This window comes from Shinella sp. GW821-FHT10F02 (genome assembly GCF_058809275.1).
Genome location: NZ_JBXASL010000009.1, coordinates 197181 through 211023, shown reverse-complemented (window position 1 = coordinate 211023; position 13843 = coordinate 197181). Strand labels below are relative to the sequence as shown.

Here is a 13843-nt window from a genome sequence, read left to right as displayed (position 1 = left end):
ACGGTAAATGCCGCGGCCACTTGTCGTACAACCTGGGGAATTGCGCATTTTGCGTATGGACGGGCCCAAACGCCCTTCATAGGATACAAAAATTCGTGACGAAACGCCGGGGCTCCCACCGGCGCAACAGGGGACATCATGATCAGACGCATTACGCTGGCGCTTGCAGCGCTCGCCGCCACGACGGCACCGGCCTTTGCCCATCTCAACCCGCAAGAGCACGGCTCCTTCATGGCCGGCTTCTCGCATCCGCTGTTCGGCCTCGACCATATCCTCGTCATGGTCGCCGTCGGCCTGTGGGCGGCGCAGATCGGCGGCAAGGCGCTGTGGGCCGTGCCGGCCGCCTTCGTTGCGACCATGGCGCTTGGCTTCGGCCTCGCGCTCGCCGGCATCGCCCTGCCCTTCGTCGAACCCGCGATCCTCGCCTCGGTCGTGGCACTCGGCCTGCTGGTCGCCATGGCGGTGAAGCTCGACACGGTCGTGTCGGCCGCCATCGTCGCCGTCTTCGCGCTCTTCCATGGCCATGCCCATGGCGGCGAACTCGGCTCGGCCGGCGCGCTGCCCTTCGGCATCGGCTTCGTCATCGCGACCGCGCTGCTGCATGGCGCCGGCATCGGGCTTGGTCTCGGCATCGCGCGGCTTTCCGGCGGCGCGATCGCGGCCCGCATCATCGGCGGCGCAACGGCGCTTGCCGGCCTCGCCCTCGCCTTCGGCTGATCTTTAAGGGGCGGCGGGCGACCGCCGCCGCCTTATCCGCGTCCGCGATAGGGCTGCACGCCCTGGTCGGGCAGCCAGACGCCCTTCGGCGCCTCCCCCGTCTGCCAGAACACATCGATCGGAATGCCGCCGCGCGGATACCAGTAGGCGCCGATCCTCAGCCATTTCGGCTGCAAGAGATCGACGAGCCGCTTGGCGATGTCGATCGTGCAATCCTCGTGGAAGGCGCCGTGGTTGCGGAAGGAATGAAGGTAGAGCTTCAGCGACTTCGATTCGACCAGCCAGCCATCCGGAATGTAGTCGATGACGATATGCGCGAAATCCGGCTGGCCGGTCATCGGGCAGAGCGAGGTGAATTCCGGCGCCGTGAAGCGCACGACGAAATCCGTGCCGGCGTGGTTGCTCGGCACCTTTTCCAGCACCGCGGTTTCCGGATTGATGGGAAGCTCCACGGCCTGCCCCAGCTGCGACAGTCCCGATACGTCCGTCTTGCTCATCGTCATGCCTCCTCGATCTTGACCCTGATACCATGCGCCTTTTCCGTCTCGGGCTCGACATGGATGGCGATCTGCGCGCCGGGCTGCACGGTGCGGATGGCATCCTCCATCCGGTCGCAGATGTCATGCGCCTGCCCGACCGGCATGGATGCCGGCACGACCAGGTGGAAGTCGACGAAGGTCGCCGAGCCGGCCCGCCGCGTCTTCAGATCATGCACGCCGAGCGAGCCCGCGCCATGGGCGGCGATGGCCGCCTGGATGGCATCGGCCTCCTCCGGCTCCACCGCATGGTCCATCAGCCCGTCGACCGAATGCGCGATGACCTTCCAGCCCTGATACAGAATGTTGAGCGCGACCAGCACCGCCAGCAGCGGATCGAGGACCGCGTATCCCGTCGCGATCGCCAGCACGAGGCCGACGAGCACGCCGATCGAGGTGACGACGTCGGACAGGATATGCTGGCCATCCGCCGAGAGCGCCGGCGAGCGATAGCGCCGGCCGGCGCGGATGAGCACGAAGGCCCAGATCGCATTGATGACGCCGGCCAGGAAGTTGATGGCGAGGCCGAGCGCCGGTGCTTCGATGGGCGTCGGCGCCATGACCGCGGGCAGTGCTTCCGCCACGATGAGCAGCGCCGCGACGACGATCAGCACGCCCTCCAGAACCGCCGAAAGATATTCCGCCTTGTGGTGGCCGAAGGGATGCGTCTTGTCGGCGGGCTTTGCCGCATAGGTGATGGCCGCGAAGGCGACGATGGCGGCGACCACGTTGACGCTCGATTCCATGCCATCCGACAGCAGCGCCACCGAACCCGTCACCCACCAGGCGACGAGCTTCAGCCCCATCACGCCGAGCGACAGCGGAATGCCCCAGAGCGCCAGCCGCTTGACCGTCTTGCTATCCGTGTTTTCCATGGCCGTTCTTTCCATGCAGATGCAACCGAGTTGCAAAAGCCGTGCCCATCAACGCAAAACCGCGCGCACGGGGACGTGCACGCGGTTTTCTCTTGGGCCTGCTATCGGCCAGTTCGGCCGTTTTGTCAAAGCCTCAGGCGGCTTTTACCTTGGCTTTTTTGGAGAGGTGCGCCACCACGTTCTCGATCATGCGCATGCCGGCATCCTGGCCGAGCGTCATGATCGATTCCGGATGGAACTGCACCGCGGCGACGGGTTCGCTGGCATGTTCGATGCCCATGATCGTGCCGTCCTCGCTCTCCGCCGTGATGATGAAATCACGCGGCAGGGTCGAGGGATCGGCGAAGATCGAGTGGTAGCGGCCGACCGTCACCTCGCGGCCAAGGCCGGAGAAAACGATGCCGGGCTCCAGCACGCGGATGCGCGAGGGCTTGCCGTGCATGGGAATGGCGAGCTGGCGCAGATCCCCGCCATAGGCTTCGGCGAGCGCCTGGAGGCCGAGGCAGACGCCGAAGATCGGCAGGTTGCGGGCGCGCGCCTTCTTGATCGTCGCCTTGCAGTCGAAATCCTTCGGCGAGCCCGGACCCGGCGACAAAACGACGAGATCGGGCTTCAGTCGGTCGAACACCTCTTCCGGCACCGGGGTGCGCACTGTCGTCACGTTCGCGCCGGTCTGGCGGAAGTAGTTGGCGAGCGTGTGCACGAAACTGTCCTCGTGGTCGACGAGCAGGATATTCACCCCTGCCCCGACGGAGGCAACGTCGCGCTGGACCTTTGCGGCATTGCCGGCCTTGGCGTCACGAATGGCTGCAATCATGGCGGATGCCTTCAGTTCGGTTTCGGCTTCTTCTTCTTCCGGGTTCGAATCGTAGAGCAGCGTCGCGCCGGCGCGCACTTCCGCAATGCCGTCCTTGATGCGGATGGTGCGCAGCGTCAGCCCCGTGTTCATGTCGCCGTTGAAGCCGACCATGCCGATCGCCCCACCATACCACGCGCGCGGGCTCTTCTCATGCGCCTCGATGAAGCGCATTGCCCAGAGCTTCGGCGCGCCGGTGACGGTGACCGCCCAGGCATGGGACAGGAAGCCGTCGAAGGCGTCCATGTCGTCGCGAAGCCGCCCCTCGATATGGTCCACCGTGTGGATGAGGCGCGAATACATCTCGATCTGCCGGCGGCCGATGACCTTGACCGAACCCGGCTCGCAGACGCGGCTCTTGTCGTTGCGGTCGACGTCCGAGCACATGGTGAGTTCGGACTCGTCCTTCTTCGAATTGAGCAGCTTCAGGATCTGTTCCGAATCGGCGATCGGGTCTTCACCGCGCTTGATCGTGCCGGAAATCGGGCAGGTCTCGATGCGCCGGCCGGACACGCGCACGAACATTTCCGGCGAGGCGCCGACGAGATATTCCTGGTTGCCGAGATTGATGAAGAACGAATAGGGCGACGGATTGATCGCCTTGAGCCGCTTGGAGATTTCCGAAGGCTTGCTCTCGCAGCGCTCGAAGAATTTCTGGCCGGGCACCACCTCGAACAGGTCGCCGCGGCGAAAACTCTCCTTCGCCTTGACGACGAGCTCGGCATATTCGCCGGGGCGATGGTCGCCGTGCGGCGGGATGACGTCGACCGTCTGGAACGGCTCGGGCTCGATCGCCTCCCCCTTGCCTTCCGTGGAAAGCCCGTCCTTGGCGAAATCATAGCGGTCGATCCAGGCCTTGGCGGCATAGTGGTCGACGACGAGGATCTCGTCCGGCAGGAAAAGCACCATGTCGCGCTGGTCGTCCGGGCGCTTCAGCTTCAGCTCGATCGCATCGAACTGGAAGGCGAGGTCGTAGCCGAAGGCGCCGTAGAGGCCGAGGCTCGCGTCCTGGTCCGAATGGAAGAGGTCGGTGACGGCGCGCAGCACCGTGAACACCGTCGGCATCTTGGAGCGCTCTTCCTCGGTGAAGACCCGGTCGGGCAGCTTCACGTCGAGATCGAGACGGGTCGCCGTACGGGCGCCGAGAGCGAGTTCCGGCACCGCAGCCAGGCGATCGGCGATCAGAGAGAGCAGCACCTCGCCGCGCGCATTGTAGGCCTCGATCCAGACGGCACGGCCGAAGGAGGAGATGCCGAGCGGCGGATCGACGACGGCGGTGTCCCAGCGGGTGTAGCGACCCGGATATTCGTAGTTCGACGAGAAGACCGCACCGCGCCGCTCATCGAGCTTGCCGACATAGGCGGAAATCGAGTTCGCATAATCTGTCGCGCGCCGGCGACGCGTGACGGTCACGCCGCCCTTCGTCTCGTAGGCTTCCGCGCCGTCTTCCAGAATTTTCGTGGCCATTCCCCAACTCCGTTTCAGGCCCGCTCCCTTGAAGGCGGCTTAAAAAAGCAAAAGCCGCCTCGAAGGTTTCGGGCGGCTTGTCGTCTCAATCACGCATGACTGGTCAAGGCCGCCTCAGCGAGCCCACCACCAACCAGCAATGATGATCATCTTTTCCATGGCGACGAGTGTTAGCCTGAAGTTTTGCGGCGCGCAAGACCGATTGCGGCCGTTTACCGCTGGCTTTCCGGATGTTGCGCCGGCGCACCACCGGCCGTTACACACCGTGCGCGGCGGCTTAGTGCGGCGAAACAATCTGTCAATATGGCGAATTTTCACCATGCCGCGGCATTTGCTCCTTTCTTGAGCATGTGCTAATGGCGGCCATAGAAGAGTATTGATATCAAGGCAAATACCCATGGTTTCCGTCATGGTGGAACAGTTCCGCGAAATGCAGCTCCTGCTGGCGGATACGATCGAGCAATACGAGTCCCCCGAATTCAAGGCGCTGGACGGCCGCATCGCCAGCGTCTTCGATGCGATCTATCGCCATGAGCCGCGCACGGTCGACGAGGCGCACGCCATGGTGCGCCTGTTCCTCGAACTGATCGAGAGCAACGACGCCGGCGACAGCATCCACCTCATCGAGCGCGTGCGCACGATCATCGACGACTGTGCCGGCTCCTGCCCGCCCTCCATGGAAATCGTGTACGGCGCCGGCATCTAACGAAAATCCGGCAACCAAATCCATTCCCCGGCGTTTCCCCGCTGATACGATCAGCCTGTCGGCTGATATAATCAGCCGGGGGACGGACCCATCGCAACGCTCCATCGCATAGTTCTGCTTGCCGCCACGCTGGTGCTCACTGGCGCCGCCGACCTGCCGAAGGAAGGCCCGCTTCCCGCTGCCCGGCCGGAACAGCAGGCCAAGGAGGACGCCAAGGAGACGCCCGATCAGGCCGTACCCGATCCGGCCGTGAAGGACGACGCCGCGAAGACCGAGGCCGCGCGCAAGGCGAAGGAAGAGGAAGACAAGGCCAAGGAGCGCCCGCAGGAAGACGGCCAGGAACAGGCGGCCTGCCGGGCGGAGCTCAAAAGCATCGGCGCGACCTTCGAGGAGGCGCCCGCCGTCGAGGACGGCAAGGCCTGCGGCATCGACAAGCCGGTGCTGCTCAAGGGCCTGCCGGGCGGCATCAAGGTCGAGCCCGAGGCAACGGTGCGCTGCGACACCGCGCTCCAGCTTTCGCGCTGGATGGAGGGATCGGTCAAACCCTCGCTCGAAGCCGCCATGCCGGGCGAGACGATCACGGTCCTCGCCCAGGCCTCCGCCTATGTCTGCAAGAACCGCAACGGCGCCGAAGAAGGCAGGATTTCCGAGCACGCCTTCGGCAATGCGGTGGATGTCGCGGGCTTCACGCTGAAGAGCGGCAAGACCCTCACCATCCGCCCGGCCGACAAGGATTCCACCATGGAAGGCGCCTTCCAGCGCGCGATCACCGAGGCCGCCTGCCTCTATTTCACGACCGTGCTCGACCCCGGCAGCGACGCCGCCCACCAGAACCACCTGCATCTCGACGTAAAGGAACGGCGCGGCGGCTACCGCTATTGCTGGTAGGCACCGTTTATTTCCTGGTAATTCCAGCAAAAGTGCGCAGCGGTTTTGCGTCCGGAATTGCGTTAAAACAAAGAGATAGAGCGTTTTCGCGATTCGAAGAAAAGCGGAAATGTTCTAGCACTCCTCAAAAGGCGGCACGGCGGCACCTATCTGTAGGGCGGCCGGCTCCGGCCCAATCATTCCACCTCAAAGGTCCCCCACCATGTCGATCTCCCCTTACGAAATCTCGATCCCCACCTTCCAGCGCGGCTTCACCGTGCTGACGAAACTGCTGGACAAGGCCGAGGCCTTTGCGGAAGAAAAGAAGATCAAGACGGACGTGCTGGTGAATGCCCGCCTCTCGCCCGACATGCTCTCGCTCGCCGGCCAGATCCAGCGCCTGAGCGACACGGCAAAGGGCGCCGCCTCGCGCCTCACCGGCACGGACGCCCCGAGCTTCCCCGATGACGAGACGACGCTGGCCGACCTGCGCACCCGCATCGCAAAGACCGTCTCCTACCTCGCCACCGTGCCGGAATCGGGCTTCGAGGGTGCCGCGGAACGCACCGTGGTCATAAAGTCGCGCGGCCAGGATGTGACCTACACCGGCAAGGATTACCTGCTGACCTTCGCGCTGCCGAACTTCTACTTCCACCTCACGACCGCCTACGCGATCCTGCGCCACAACGGCGTACCCGTCGGCAAGCTCGACTTCCTCGGCCGCACGTAAGCCGAAAGCGGGAGGGGCGCCGAAGCGCCCCTCTTTTGTCAGAACAGGCCCTCGATAAAGCCTTCTTCATTCAAGAAGATCTTCTCCGAGGACGGCACCTTGGGCAGGCCGGGCATGGTCATGATCTCGCCGGTGATGACGACGACGAAGCCCGCGCCGGCCGATAGCCGCACCTCGCGCACCGGCACCGTATGGCCGGAGGGCGCGCCGCGCAGGTTCGGGTCGGTCGAGAAGGAATATTGCGTCTTGGCCATGCAGACCGGCAGGTGGCCGTAGCCCTGGTCCTCCCAGACGCGCAGCTGGTCGCGCACCGATTTGTCGGCGATCACCTCGCCGGCATGATAGATGTCCTTGGCGATCGTCTCGATCTTCTGGAACAGCGGCATCTCATCCGGATAGAGCGGCGAGAACTGCGACAGGCCGGATTCCGCAAGCTCAACGATCCGGTGCGCCAGCGCCTCTATGCCGGCGGAGCCCTGCGCCCAGTGCTTGCAGAGGATGGCCTCCGCGCCGAGCGTCGCCACATAATCCTTCACGGCCTGGATTTCGGCATCCGTATCGGAAATGAAGTGGTTGATCGCAACGACGACGGGCACGCCGAACTTCTTGACGTTCTGCACATGCCGGCCAAGGTTCGCGCAGCCCTTCTTGACGGCCTCGATATTCTCCTTGCCGAGCTCGTCCTTCTTGATGCCGCCGTTCATCTTCATGGCGCGCACGGTCGCCACGATAACCGCCGCATCCGGCTTCAGCCCGGCCTTGCGGCACTTGATGTCGAAAAACTTTTCCGCCCCGAGATCGGCCCCGAAACCGGCTTCCGTCACCACATAATCGGCAAGCTTCAGTGCCGTCGTCGTCGCGATCACCGAGTTGCAGCCATGCGCAATATTGGCGAAGGGGCCGCCATGCACGAAGGCCGGGTTGTTCTCCAGCGTCTGCACCAGGTTCGGCTGCATGGCGTCCTTGAGCAGCACCGTCATCGCCCCATCCGCCTTGATATCGCGGGCGAAGACCGGCGACTTGTCGCGGCGATAGCCGATGATGATGTTGCCGAGGCGCTTTTCGAGATCCTTGAGGTCCATGGAAAGACACAGGATCGCCATGACTTCGGAGGCCACCGTGATGTCGAAACCCGTCTCGCGCGGATAGCCGTTGGCAACGCCGCCGAGCGAGCCAACGATGTGGCGCAGCGCCCGGTCGTTCATGTCCATCACGCGCCGCCAGGCGATGCGGCGGATGTCGATGTTCTGCTCGTTGCCCCAGTAGATGTGGTTGTCGATCAGCGCGGAAAGCAGGTTGTGCGCCGAGGTGATGGCGTGGAAATCACCGGTGAAGTGGAGGTTCATGTCTTCCATGGGCACGACCTGCGCATAGCCGCCGCCGGCAGCCCCGCCCTTCACGCCGAAGCACGGGCCGAGCGAGGCCTCGCGGATGCAGGTGATGGCCTTCTTGCCGATGCGGTTGAGGCCGTCGCCAAGCCCGACCGTCGTCGTCGTCTTGCCCTCGCCCGCCGGCGTCGGGTTGATGGCGGTGACGAGGATCAGCTTGCCGTTCTTCTTGCCCTTCTGCGCGGCGATGAACTCGGCGCTGATCTTCGCCTTGTCATGGCCATAGGGCAGCAGGTGCTCGGGCGGAATGCCGAGCTTGCCGCCGATCTCGATGATCGGTTTCTTGCTTGCGGCGCGGGCAATTTCGATGTCGGATTTCACGTCGGCCATGCAGTGTCGCTCCCTCTTGGCAAAACGTCCGCCGCCGGGTCTCCTCTCCCGAAGGCGGCGTTTTCCCTTGTTATTTGCCCCGCCATTTCAGCGTGAAGCCGCCCGCCGCGCCACGCCGGAATTTGCCGCTTGCTGGGTTAAAAACGACACGGAGCGATAAATTTGCGGCGGAAGCGAATAGCGAATAGCGAATAGCGAATAGAATTTAGCCCTGCTCGCTATTCGCAACTCCCTATTCGATCACCGTGCCAGCACGTCGCGCATTTCGACGAGGTTGGAGCGCACGCGCAGGATATAGAAGCCCATCGTCGCCAGATGGGTCGGCATGATCCAGCCGTCCTCGCGGCCGTTCGAGATGATGGCCGGCTGGATGCTGAGTGCGGAGCGCAGCTGCTTGATGCTTTCCGCCCAGATCGGCTCGATGCCGCGCGCCTTGATGACCGCGTCGAAATCCGCGCCGGCCGCAGACAGGATGCCGTAATAGCCATAGAGCTGGCCATAGGCGAACCAGAAGCGGTCGTCGGCGCGCGTATCGAACCAGCCGCCATTGTGGAATTCCGAGCGCTCGCGGATGATCGCGGAGGTCGAGCCGATATCGTTGGCGATGCGGTCGAGGAACTCGATCAGGTTGTCCGATCGGCCATCGAAGATCGCCTCGCAGGATTCGAGCGAGGTGTTGAACTTGCGCAGGTCCGCCATCGCCGTGCGGTAATAGTTCGGCGTCGGCGTCTTCGGCAGCAGCGAATCCGAGCCGAAATACCAGGTCTCCTCATCGAACTGGATATTGCCGCGGGCGCGCTGGAGATCGGCATTGATGCCCGACGTGCCGCGCACGCGGCCGAGCGAATCGACCAGCTCGACGGAGGTGCGGCGCACCGCCTGGTTGATGCCGCGCTGGAACGATGCCTTGTTGTCGAACCACGGCGTCTTGTCCCAGTCGAGCCCGAACAGCCCGAGCTTGTAGAGCAGCATCGAGGAGATCCAGGCATTCTGGTTGACATTGTAGTCGATCAGGTCCGCCGTGACGTCGACGATCGCCGAACGCACGCAGGTTTTCGGTTCTGGCTCCGCCACCTCGCCCGCTGCCGGCGTGGTTGCGGCCGCGCCCGTCGAGGCGACACCGGCATCCTGCTTGCGCTGGGCGAGATTGTAATTGTTCACATAATCCGGGTTGAAGCCGCTCCACACCTGGGCCTGCCAGACGAAATAGGCATAGAGCCCGAACAGGACCAGAAGGCCGATGCCGATCGGCCCCTTGATGATCCAGCCGCGCGCCCGATACCAGTTCGCCGCCGCCATGAACGGCCAGAGGATCCAGGCGATCACCAGGCCGATGCCCCGGCCGATGGCCGCGAAGATGCGCTGGAAAAACGCCACGATCGGGTCAAGCATTGGTATCGTCCTCTCTGATGCCGTACAGCTTTCGGCGGAAGCCAGCCTTGTCTTGCAGATAGGTCCGCGTCAACGTCGCAACAACGTACTCGCGGAACTTTTCGCTATATTGCTCGTAGGCCGCGTAGAAACCCTGCTTGTCGAAGACGAAGCGAGACACAAAGTCATAGGGAACCATCTGTGAAATCAGGCGGTTGACCAGCCATTGGTCGGGATGTTCGGGGGCTGCGCGCACCACGAGGAAACGCCGTTCCGGCGGCACCTCGTTGATCTTGATCTCGCCCGTCGCCGCCACGGTGCGGATCGCCTCCTGCAGGAACGGATAGGTGCCGTCACGCGCCACAAGCTCGGAATTGCGGTGCATCCAGGTCTGCAGCCAGATCCTGTCGGCCTTTTCAAGATCGCTCGTCGGATCGCCCTGGTTGACGAGATTGACGACCGTCATATCCGCCCGGTGCTGGAAGAGGCCGGATTGCTCGACCCAGGAGGCGCGCGGCAGCTCCAGCCGCTTGGTCGAGGAGAGGAACTCGAAGATGCGCTTGTGGTCGTTCAGCGCGATGTAGCTCACCTGCCAGGGCCGCGAACGGCGGAAACCCGGCACGGTCGGATCGCAGATCACCGTCGTCGTCTTGTCGTCGAGGAAGACATAAACGCCGCCGAAATGGTTCGCCCAATAGGCCTCGTGGCGGAAGACGAGCTGGTCGGGCACCAGCGCGTTCTGGCGGATGTCACCGGTCTGCTTGGCAAGCTCCACCATGCGGTTGAGCATGGCATCGTCCGACCAGGCATTCGGCACCGTCTTCAGCCGGTCGACCAGCCCACGCAATTCCCCCGCCTTGCCGAGCATGTCCTCGGCCGAAAGCACCTTGAAGCGCACCTCGTTGATCGACAGCAGGTCGTCGATGTCGTTGACGACGGACACGGAGTCCTCGATCTCGCCATAGAGCGCATCGCGGATGGTGATCGCGTTGATCGCCCGCGCATTGGCCGAAAAGAATTCGTGCATCAGGGCTGCGGTGTTCGAAAAACTCGTATGCACCACCGGCAGGTTCACCTGCTCCGGCGTCATGATGACGAAGCGCCGGTTGACCCGGTTCGGATCGAGATAGTCCCGGTCGCCGAGTTCATCGGCGATCTCCGGCGAAAACCCCGTCATGTCGATGCGGAAACTGGTAAGCGCCGTGCGCCGCATGCCAAACCCGTCCAGCGCCTTGTTATAGCGCTCGACCAGATGCGGCTCATCGACTGGCAAAAGCCGCCCATAGATCAATTCGGCTTCGAGGAGGCGTTTCATGCGTCTTGGATCACTCGCTTACCGGCCGTTTGCTGTCCTCGCCCCAGAAGAGGTCGTCGAGGTCGACGCGAAGCGCCTTGGCGATGCTCCTGAAAACCGAAAGGCTGCCTTCCTTCTTGCCGGTCTCGATCTCGGAAAGATAGCCCGCACTTATTCCGATCGCCTTTGCCAGGTCCTTGCTCGTCATGCCACGGAAATCGCGCCAGACACGGATCGGGTTTTCTCCATCGATCAGCCGGTCGACGAATTCGGAGGGGACCCGTAGATCGTCGCCTTCCGCGATGCGCCGTTTCGCTTCGTCGTATGCGGCAACGTCCTCAAGCATTTCCGCCATTTCGACGAGCGCATCATATTCGGCGCGCGCAAGCACGACCATCTCATCACCGCTCGGCGTGGTAAACTTGGTTACCTTGTTCATCACACGCTCCCTTCAGTAAATGCTTCCGCGACTATCAACTTCAAGTACGTCAAGAACGTCGCCATTCTCGTCGAAAATCACACGCCAGTTTCCAACCCGCAATCTGAAGCCCGTCCGTCCCTGGAGCTTCTTCACATTCGCCTTCAGCGCGTCCGGATCAGCAGCATACTGATAAATCTTCGCTCTGATCCTGTCGGCCTCGTTTCGCGGTATCCGCGCGAGCGTCCGCAAGGCAGGGGCATGGAAAACAACCTGTTTCATAGACACTAAGCCCCGCCATCGGAACAGGCAATAGAATTCGCTGTCAGCTAATCCCCACCTCTACCACCGCCCCTCCGCCTTCATCGTCTCCATCTCGCGGATCGCCTTTTCGCGCTGGCGCTCGCGGCGGATGATGTCGGTGACGGCGGCGTCGTCGGATTTGTCGGTGTAGCGGAATTCGGAATCGGCGTAGCGGTTGATCTCCTGGAGCACCATCTCCATCGAGATGGGGCCGCGCAGCTCCTCGATCATCGCCTTCTTCTCGTCGTAGCCCTTGTGCATGAAGGCATCCGCCGTTGTGAACCAGTCGTCCGGCAGTTCTACGTCCATGGCGCGCATCTTGATCGCGTCGGTGATGTTCTTAATGGCACGGCCGGTGAAGCGCGGTTCGGCGATCTTGATGCGGTGCAGGTAGGCGCCGACATCGGCGAGCGACTTGACCGCGCCGTGCTCCTTCTCATGCGCCTCCCAGACGGCGAGCAGGCCGTCTTCCTGGGGCTTGGCATGCTGCTCGTAGGAGGTCGAGACGGCGCGCTTGATCTCCTGGCCTTCGAAGAGCTTGTGCTCGCCGAGCGGGATCGAATGGTTCTTGCCGACTAGCATGGCGAAGATATCGATATAGTCGTCCTCTGTCTGCGGCCCGTCGACCAGCCAGCGGGCGCCAGCGCGCTGGCGCAGAGCGTCGTCGACGTTTTCGGGATAGTTGGAGAACATGCCGAAGGTGCAGTTGCCGCGAATGACCGTCGAGGCGCCGGCGAAACTTTCCATCAGCACCGCCGTCACCTCGTGCTGGCCGGCCGACGCCCGGTCGTCGGAGCGCTTGGCCGCGACCTGGTCGACGTCGTCGATCGTGCCGAAGCCGATCGCCTTGGGGTTAATGACGTTGTTGACGAATTCCTTGCAGTTCTGGCCGGATTTGCCCTGGTAGGAAGAAATCTGGTCGACGCCGAAATTCTCGTAATGGAAGGCGTAGCCCGCGGTCTGGCAATAGTCGTTGACGAGGCCGGCGAGCATCTGGATGAGGATCGTCTTGCCGGTGCCCGGCATGCCGTCACCGATGAAGGTGAAGAGGAAGCCGCCGAGTTCGACGAACGGGTTCAACTGCCGCTCGAAATCATAGGCGACCAGCATCTTGGCGAGTTTCATCGCCTGGTATTTGGCGATGTGGTTGCCGATGATCTCCTCGGGCTTCTTGAAAGTCATCGTCAGCGGCTTGCGCTTCTGGCCGGGCGCCACGTCGAAGCCGGAGAGCGTGAAATCGTCCTGCTCGATGCGGATATGCGCATTCTCAAAGCCGGCAAGGCCGGTGAAGCGCGCACGGCGGCCAATCAGGCCCTCGATGGCGACGCGCGAAAAGGCGCGCGCGCGGCTGACGAGTGCTGCATCGTCGGGCGCACCGGCGATGGTGTGCTCAAGGCCGGCGATCATGCTTTTCAGTGCATCCTGCGGCGTGTCGAAGAGATAGTCGGGCTCGCCGCCGTCCTCCACCGGCTCCCCCTCGCCCGGCAGCGTCGAGCCGAGATAAGCGGCGAAGGTGAAGGCGGCGATATAGGCGGAGGCGGCGAGCAGTGCCTTGAACTGGTTCGCCTCGTCGCCAGCCAGGGGCGACGCGAGATTGCGCGATTGCAGGCCTTCGAGATTGGTCTGGCGGGAGAAGGCATCGGTGACGGCGAGCGCCACCTGCAGGCCGCGCCGTGAGCGGAACAGCACGGCATGCTGCTGGGGCGAGAGCAGCGGATCGGCGGCGCGCACGGACTGGATGGTCTTGGCCAGCTCCACCTCGCGCGTGCGCCGCGTGCCCGCCGTCGAAACGGTGGAGACGAAACGCCGGCCGGTGCCGGCGAGCGTCGTGCCGCTCTTGCCGTCCTCGCTTTCGAGGATGACGAGCTTGGTGACGAGGCTCTGCGCCGCCGCCTGATGTTTGGCGATGTCGTCTTCGTGGATCGTCGTCAGTCCGGCATTGAGGCTCATGGCGGAGTCCTTTTGAAAATTCGGCGGGAAGGGTT

General features: G+C 63.3%; 14 protein-coding genes. 4 read left to right on the top strand and 10 right to left on the bottom strand.

The genetic code is table 11. The annotated features are described in order from the left end of the window. The first annotated feature begins 138 nt into the window (after nucleotides 1–138). Nucleotides 139–717: a HupE/UreJ family protein gene (locus AC1RWL_RS26610; protein ID WP_493096462.1), complete on the top strand. Its 579-nt coding sequence runs from the start codon at nucleotides 139–141 to the stop codon at nucleotides 715–717. Between the two features lie 32 nt (nucleotides 718–749). Here AC1RWL_RS26610 and queF read toward each other — a convergent pair whose 3' ends face one another. From queF to AC1RWL_RS26590, 4 genes are all read right to left on the bottom strand, one after another. Continuing rightward, entirely contained in the window at nucleotides 750–1214 is a 465-nt protein-coding gene (gene queF / locus AC1RWL_RS26605; protein WP_493096463.1) for a preQ(1) synthase, read from the bottom strand. Between the two features lie 2 nt (nucleotides 1215–1216). Continuing rightward, nucleotides 1217–2128, bottom strand: a complete 912-nt coding sequence (locus tag AC1RWL_RS26600) for a cation diffusion facilitator family transporter (RefSeq protein WP_435267780.1) — start codon at nucleotides 2126–2128, stop codon at nucleotides 1217–1219. A 133-nt stretch (nucleotides 2129–2261) separates the two neighbouring features. Continuing rightward, entirely contained in the window at nucleotides 2262–4451 is a 2190-nt protein-coding gene (locus AC1RWL_RS26595; protein ID WP_493096464.1) for an anthranilate synthase, read from the bottom strand. A 114-nt stretch (nucleotides 4452–4565) separates the two neighbouring features. Continuing rightward, entirely contained in the window at nucleotides 4566–4862 is a 297-nt protein-coding gene (locus tag AC1RWL_RS26590) for a hypothetical protein (RefSeq protein WP_493158529.1), read from the bottom strand. On the opposite strand from AC1RWL_RS26590, the gene AC1RWL_RS26585 reads away from it, so the two are divergent. The 3 genes from AC1RWL_RS26585 (at nucleotide 4849) to AC1RWL_RS26575 (ending at nucleotide 6754) form a co-directional block, all read left to right on the top strand. Beyond that, on the top strand, nucleotides 4849–5157 hold the full coding sequence (locus tag AC1RWL_RS26585) for a hypothetical protein (protein ID WP_493096465.1): 309 nt from the start codon (nucleotides 4849–4851) through the stop codon (nucleotides 5155–5157). The two genes, AC1RWL_RS26590 and AC1RWL_RS26585, sit on opposite strands and share 14 nt — an antisense overlap. A gap of 132 nt (nucleotides 5158–5289) precedes the next feature. After that, nucleotides 5290–6045, top strand: coding sequence for an extensin-like domain-containing protein (locus AC1RWL_RS26580; RefSeq protein WP_493096466.1), 756 nt, complete (start codon nucleotides 5290–5292; stop codon nucleotides 6043–6045). Between the two features lie 202 nt (nucleotides 6046–6247). Further along, nucleotides 6248–6754 carry a DUF1993 domain-containing protein gene (locus AC1RWL_RS26575; protein ID WP_256117566.1) on the top strand — a complete coding sequence of 169 codons (507 nt, stop codon included), beginning with the start codon at nucleotides 6248–6250 and terminating at the stop codon, nucleotides 6752–6754. A 38-nt stretch (nucleotides 6755–6792) separates the two neighbouring features. On the opposite strand, the gene AC1RWL_RS26570 is transcribed toward AC1RWL_RS26575, so the two are convergent. The 6 genes from AC1RWL_RS26570 to AC1RWL_RS26545 form a co-directional block, all read right to left on the bottom strand. Next, the gene (locus AC1RWL_RS26570; RefSeq protein ID WP_493096467.1) at nucleotides 6793–8472 is read right to left on the bottom strand and encodes a formate--tetrahydrofolate ligase; all 1680 of its coding nucleotides are present in this window, start codon (nucleotides 8470–8472) and stop codon (nucleotides 6793–6795) included. Between the two features lie 240 nt (nucleotides 8473–8712). Next, nucleotides 8713–9864, bottom strand: coding sequence for a DUF2333 family protein (locus AC1RWL_RS26565; RefSeq protein WP_493096468.1), 1152 nt, complete (start codon nucleotides 9862–9864; stop codon nucleotides 8713–8715). Further along, nucleotides 9857–11158, bottom strand: a complete 1302-nt coding sequence (locus AC1RWL_RS26560; RefSeq protein ID WP_439616109.1) for a DUF6638 family protein — start codon at nucleotides 11156–11158, stop codon at nucleotides 9857–9859. The genes AC1RWL_RS26565 and AC1RWL_RS26560 overlap by 8 nt, the downstream gene beginning before the upstream one ends. Before the next feature lie 10 nt (nucleotides 11159–11168). Then, entirely contained in the window at nucleotides 11169–11576 is a 408-nt protein-coding gene (locus AC1RWL_RS26555) for a helix-turn-helix transcriptional regulator (RefSeq protein WP_493096469.1), read from the bottom strand. A gap of 12 nt (nucleotides 11577–11588) precedes the next feature. Next, nucleotides 11589–11837 (bottom strand): type II toxin-antitoxin system RelE family toxin, encoded by a 249-nt coding sequence (locus tag AC1RWL_RS26550; RefSeq protein WP_439624419.1) that lies wholly within the window; start codon nucleotides 11835–11837, stop codon nucleotides 11589–11591. 60 nt (nucleotides 11838–11897) lie between these two features. After that, nucleotides 11898–13808: an AAA family ATPase gene (locus AC1RWL_RS26545; protein WP_493096470.1), complete on the bottom strand. Its 1911-nt coding sequence runs from the start codon at nucleotides 13806–13808 to the stop codon at nucleotides 11898–11900. Nucleotides 13809–13843: the final 35 nt, after the last annotated feature.

What these genes read in the sequence shown, in the direction of transcription:
- AC1RWL_RS26610 (WP_493096462.1), top strand. Translation starts at nt 139, where the DNA reads ATGATCAGACGCATTACGCTGGCGCTTGCAGCGCTCGCCGCCACGACG.
- queF (WP_493096463.1), bottom strand. Translation starts at nt 1,214, where the DNA reads ATGAGCAAGACGGACGTATCGGGACTGTCGCAGCTGGGGCAGGCCGTG.
- AC1RWL_RS26600 (WP_435267780.1), bottom strand. Translation starts at nt 2,128, where the DNA reads ATGGAAAACACGGATAGCAAGACGGTCAAGCGGCTGGCGCTCTGGGGC.
- AC1RWL_RS26595 (WP_493096464.1), bottom strand. Translation starts at nt 4,451, where the DNA reads ATGGCCACGAAAATTCTGGAAGACGGCGCGGAAGCCTACGAGACGAAG.
- AC1RWL_RS26585 (WP_493096465.1), top strand. Translation starts at nt 4,849, where the DNA reads ATGGTTTCCGTCATGGTGGAACAGTTCCGCGAAATGCAGCTCCTGCTG.
- AC1RWL_RS26590 (WP_493158529.1), bottom strand. Translation starts at nt 4,862, where the DNA reads ATGACGGAAACCATGGGTATTTGCCTTGATATCAATACTCTTCTATGG.
- AC1RWL_RS26575 (WP_256117566.1), top strand. Translation starts at nt 6,248, where the DNA reads ATGTCGATCTCCCCTTACGAAATCTCGATCCCCACCTTCCAGCGCGGC.
- AC1RWL_RS26570 (WP_493096467.1), bottom strand. Translation starts at nt 8,472, where the DNA reads ATGGCCGACGTGAAATCCGACATCGAAATTGCCCGCGCCGCAAGCAAG.
- AC1RWL_RS26565 (WP_493096468.1), bottom strand. Translation starts at nt 9,864, where the DNA reads ATGCTTGACCCGATCGTGGCGTTTTTCCAGCGCATCTTCGCGGCCATC.
- AC1RWL_RS26560 (WP_439616109.1), bottom strand. Translation starts at nt 11,158, where the DNA reads ATGAAACGCCTCCTCGAAGCCGAATTGATCTATGGGCGGCTTTTGCCA.
- AC1RWL_RS26555 (WP_493096469.1), bottom strand. Translation starts at nt 11,576, where the DNA reads ATGAACAAGGTAACCAAGTTTACCACGCCGAGCGGTGATGAGATGGTC.
- AC1RWL_RS26550 (WP_439624419.1), bottom strand. Translation starts at nt 11,837, where the DNA reads ATGAAACAGGTTGTTTTCCATGCCCCTGCCTTGCGGACGCTCGCGCGG.
- AC1RWL_RS26545 (WP_493096470.1), bottom strand. Translation starts at nt 13,808, where the DNA reads ATGAGCCTCAATGCCGGACTGACGACGATCCACGAAGACGACATCGCC.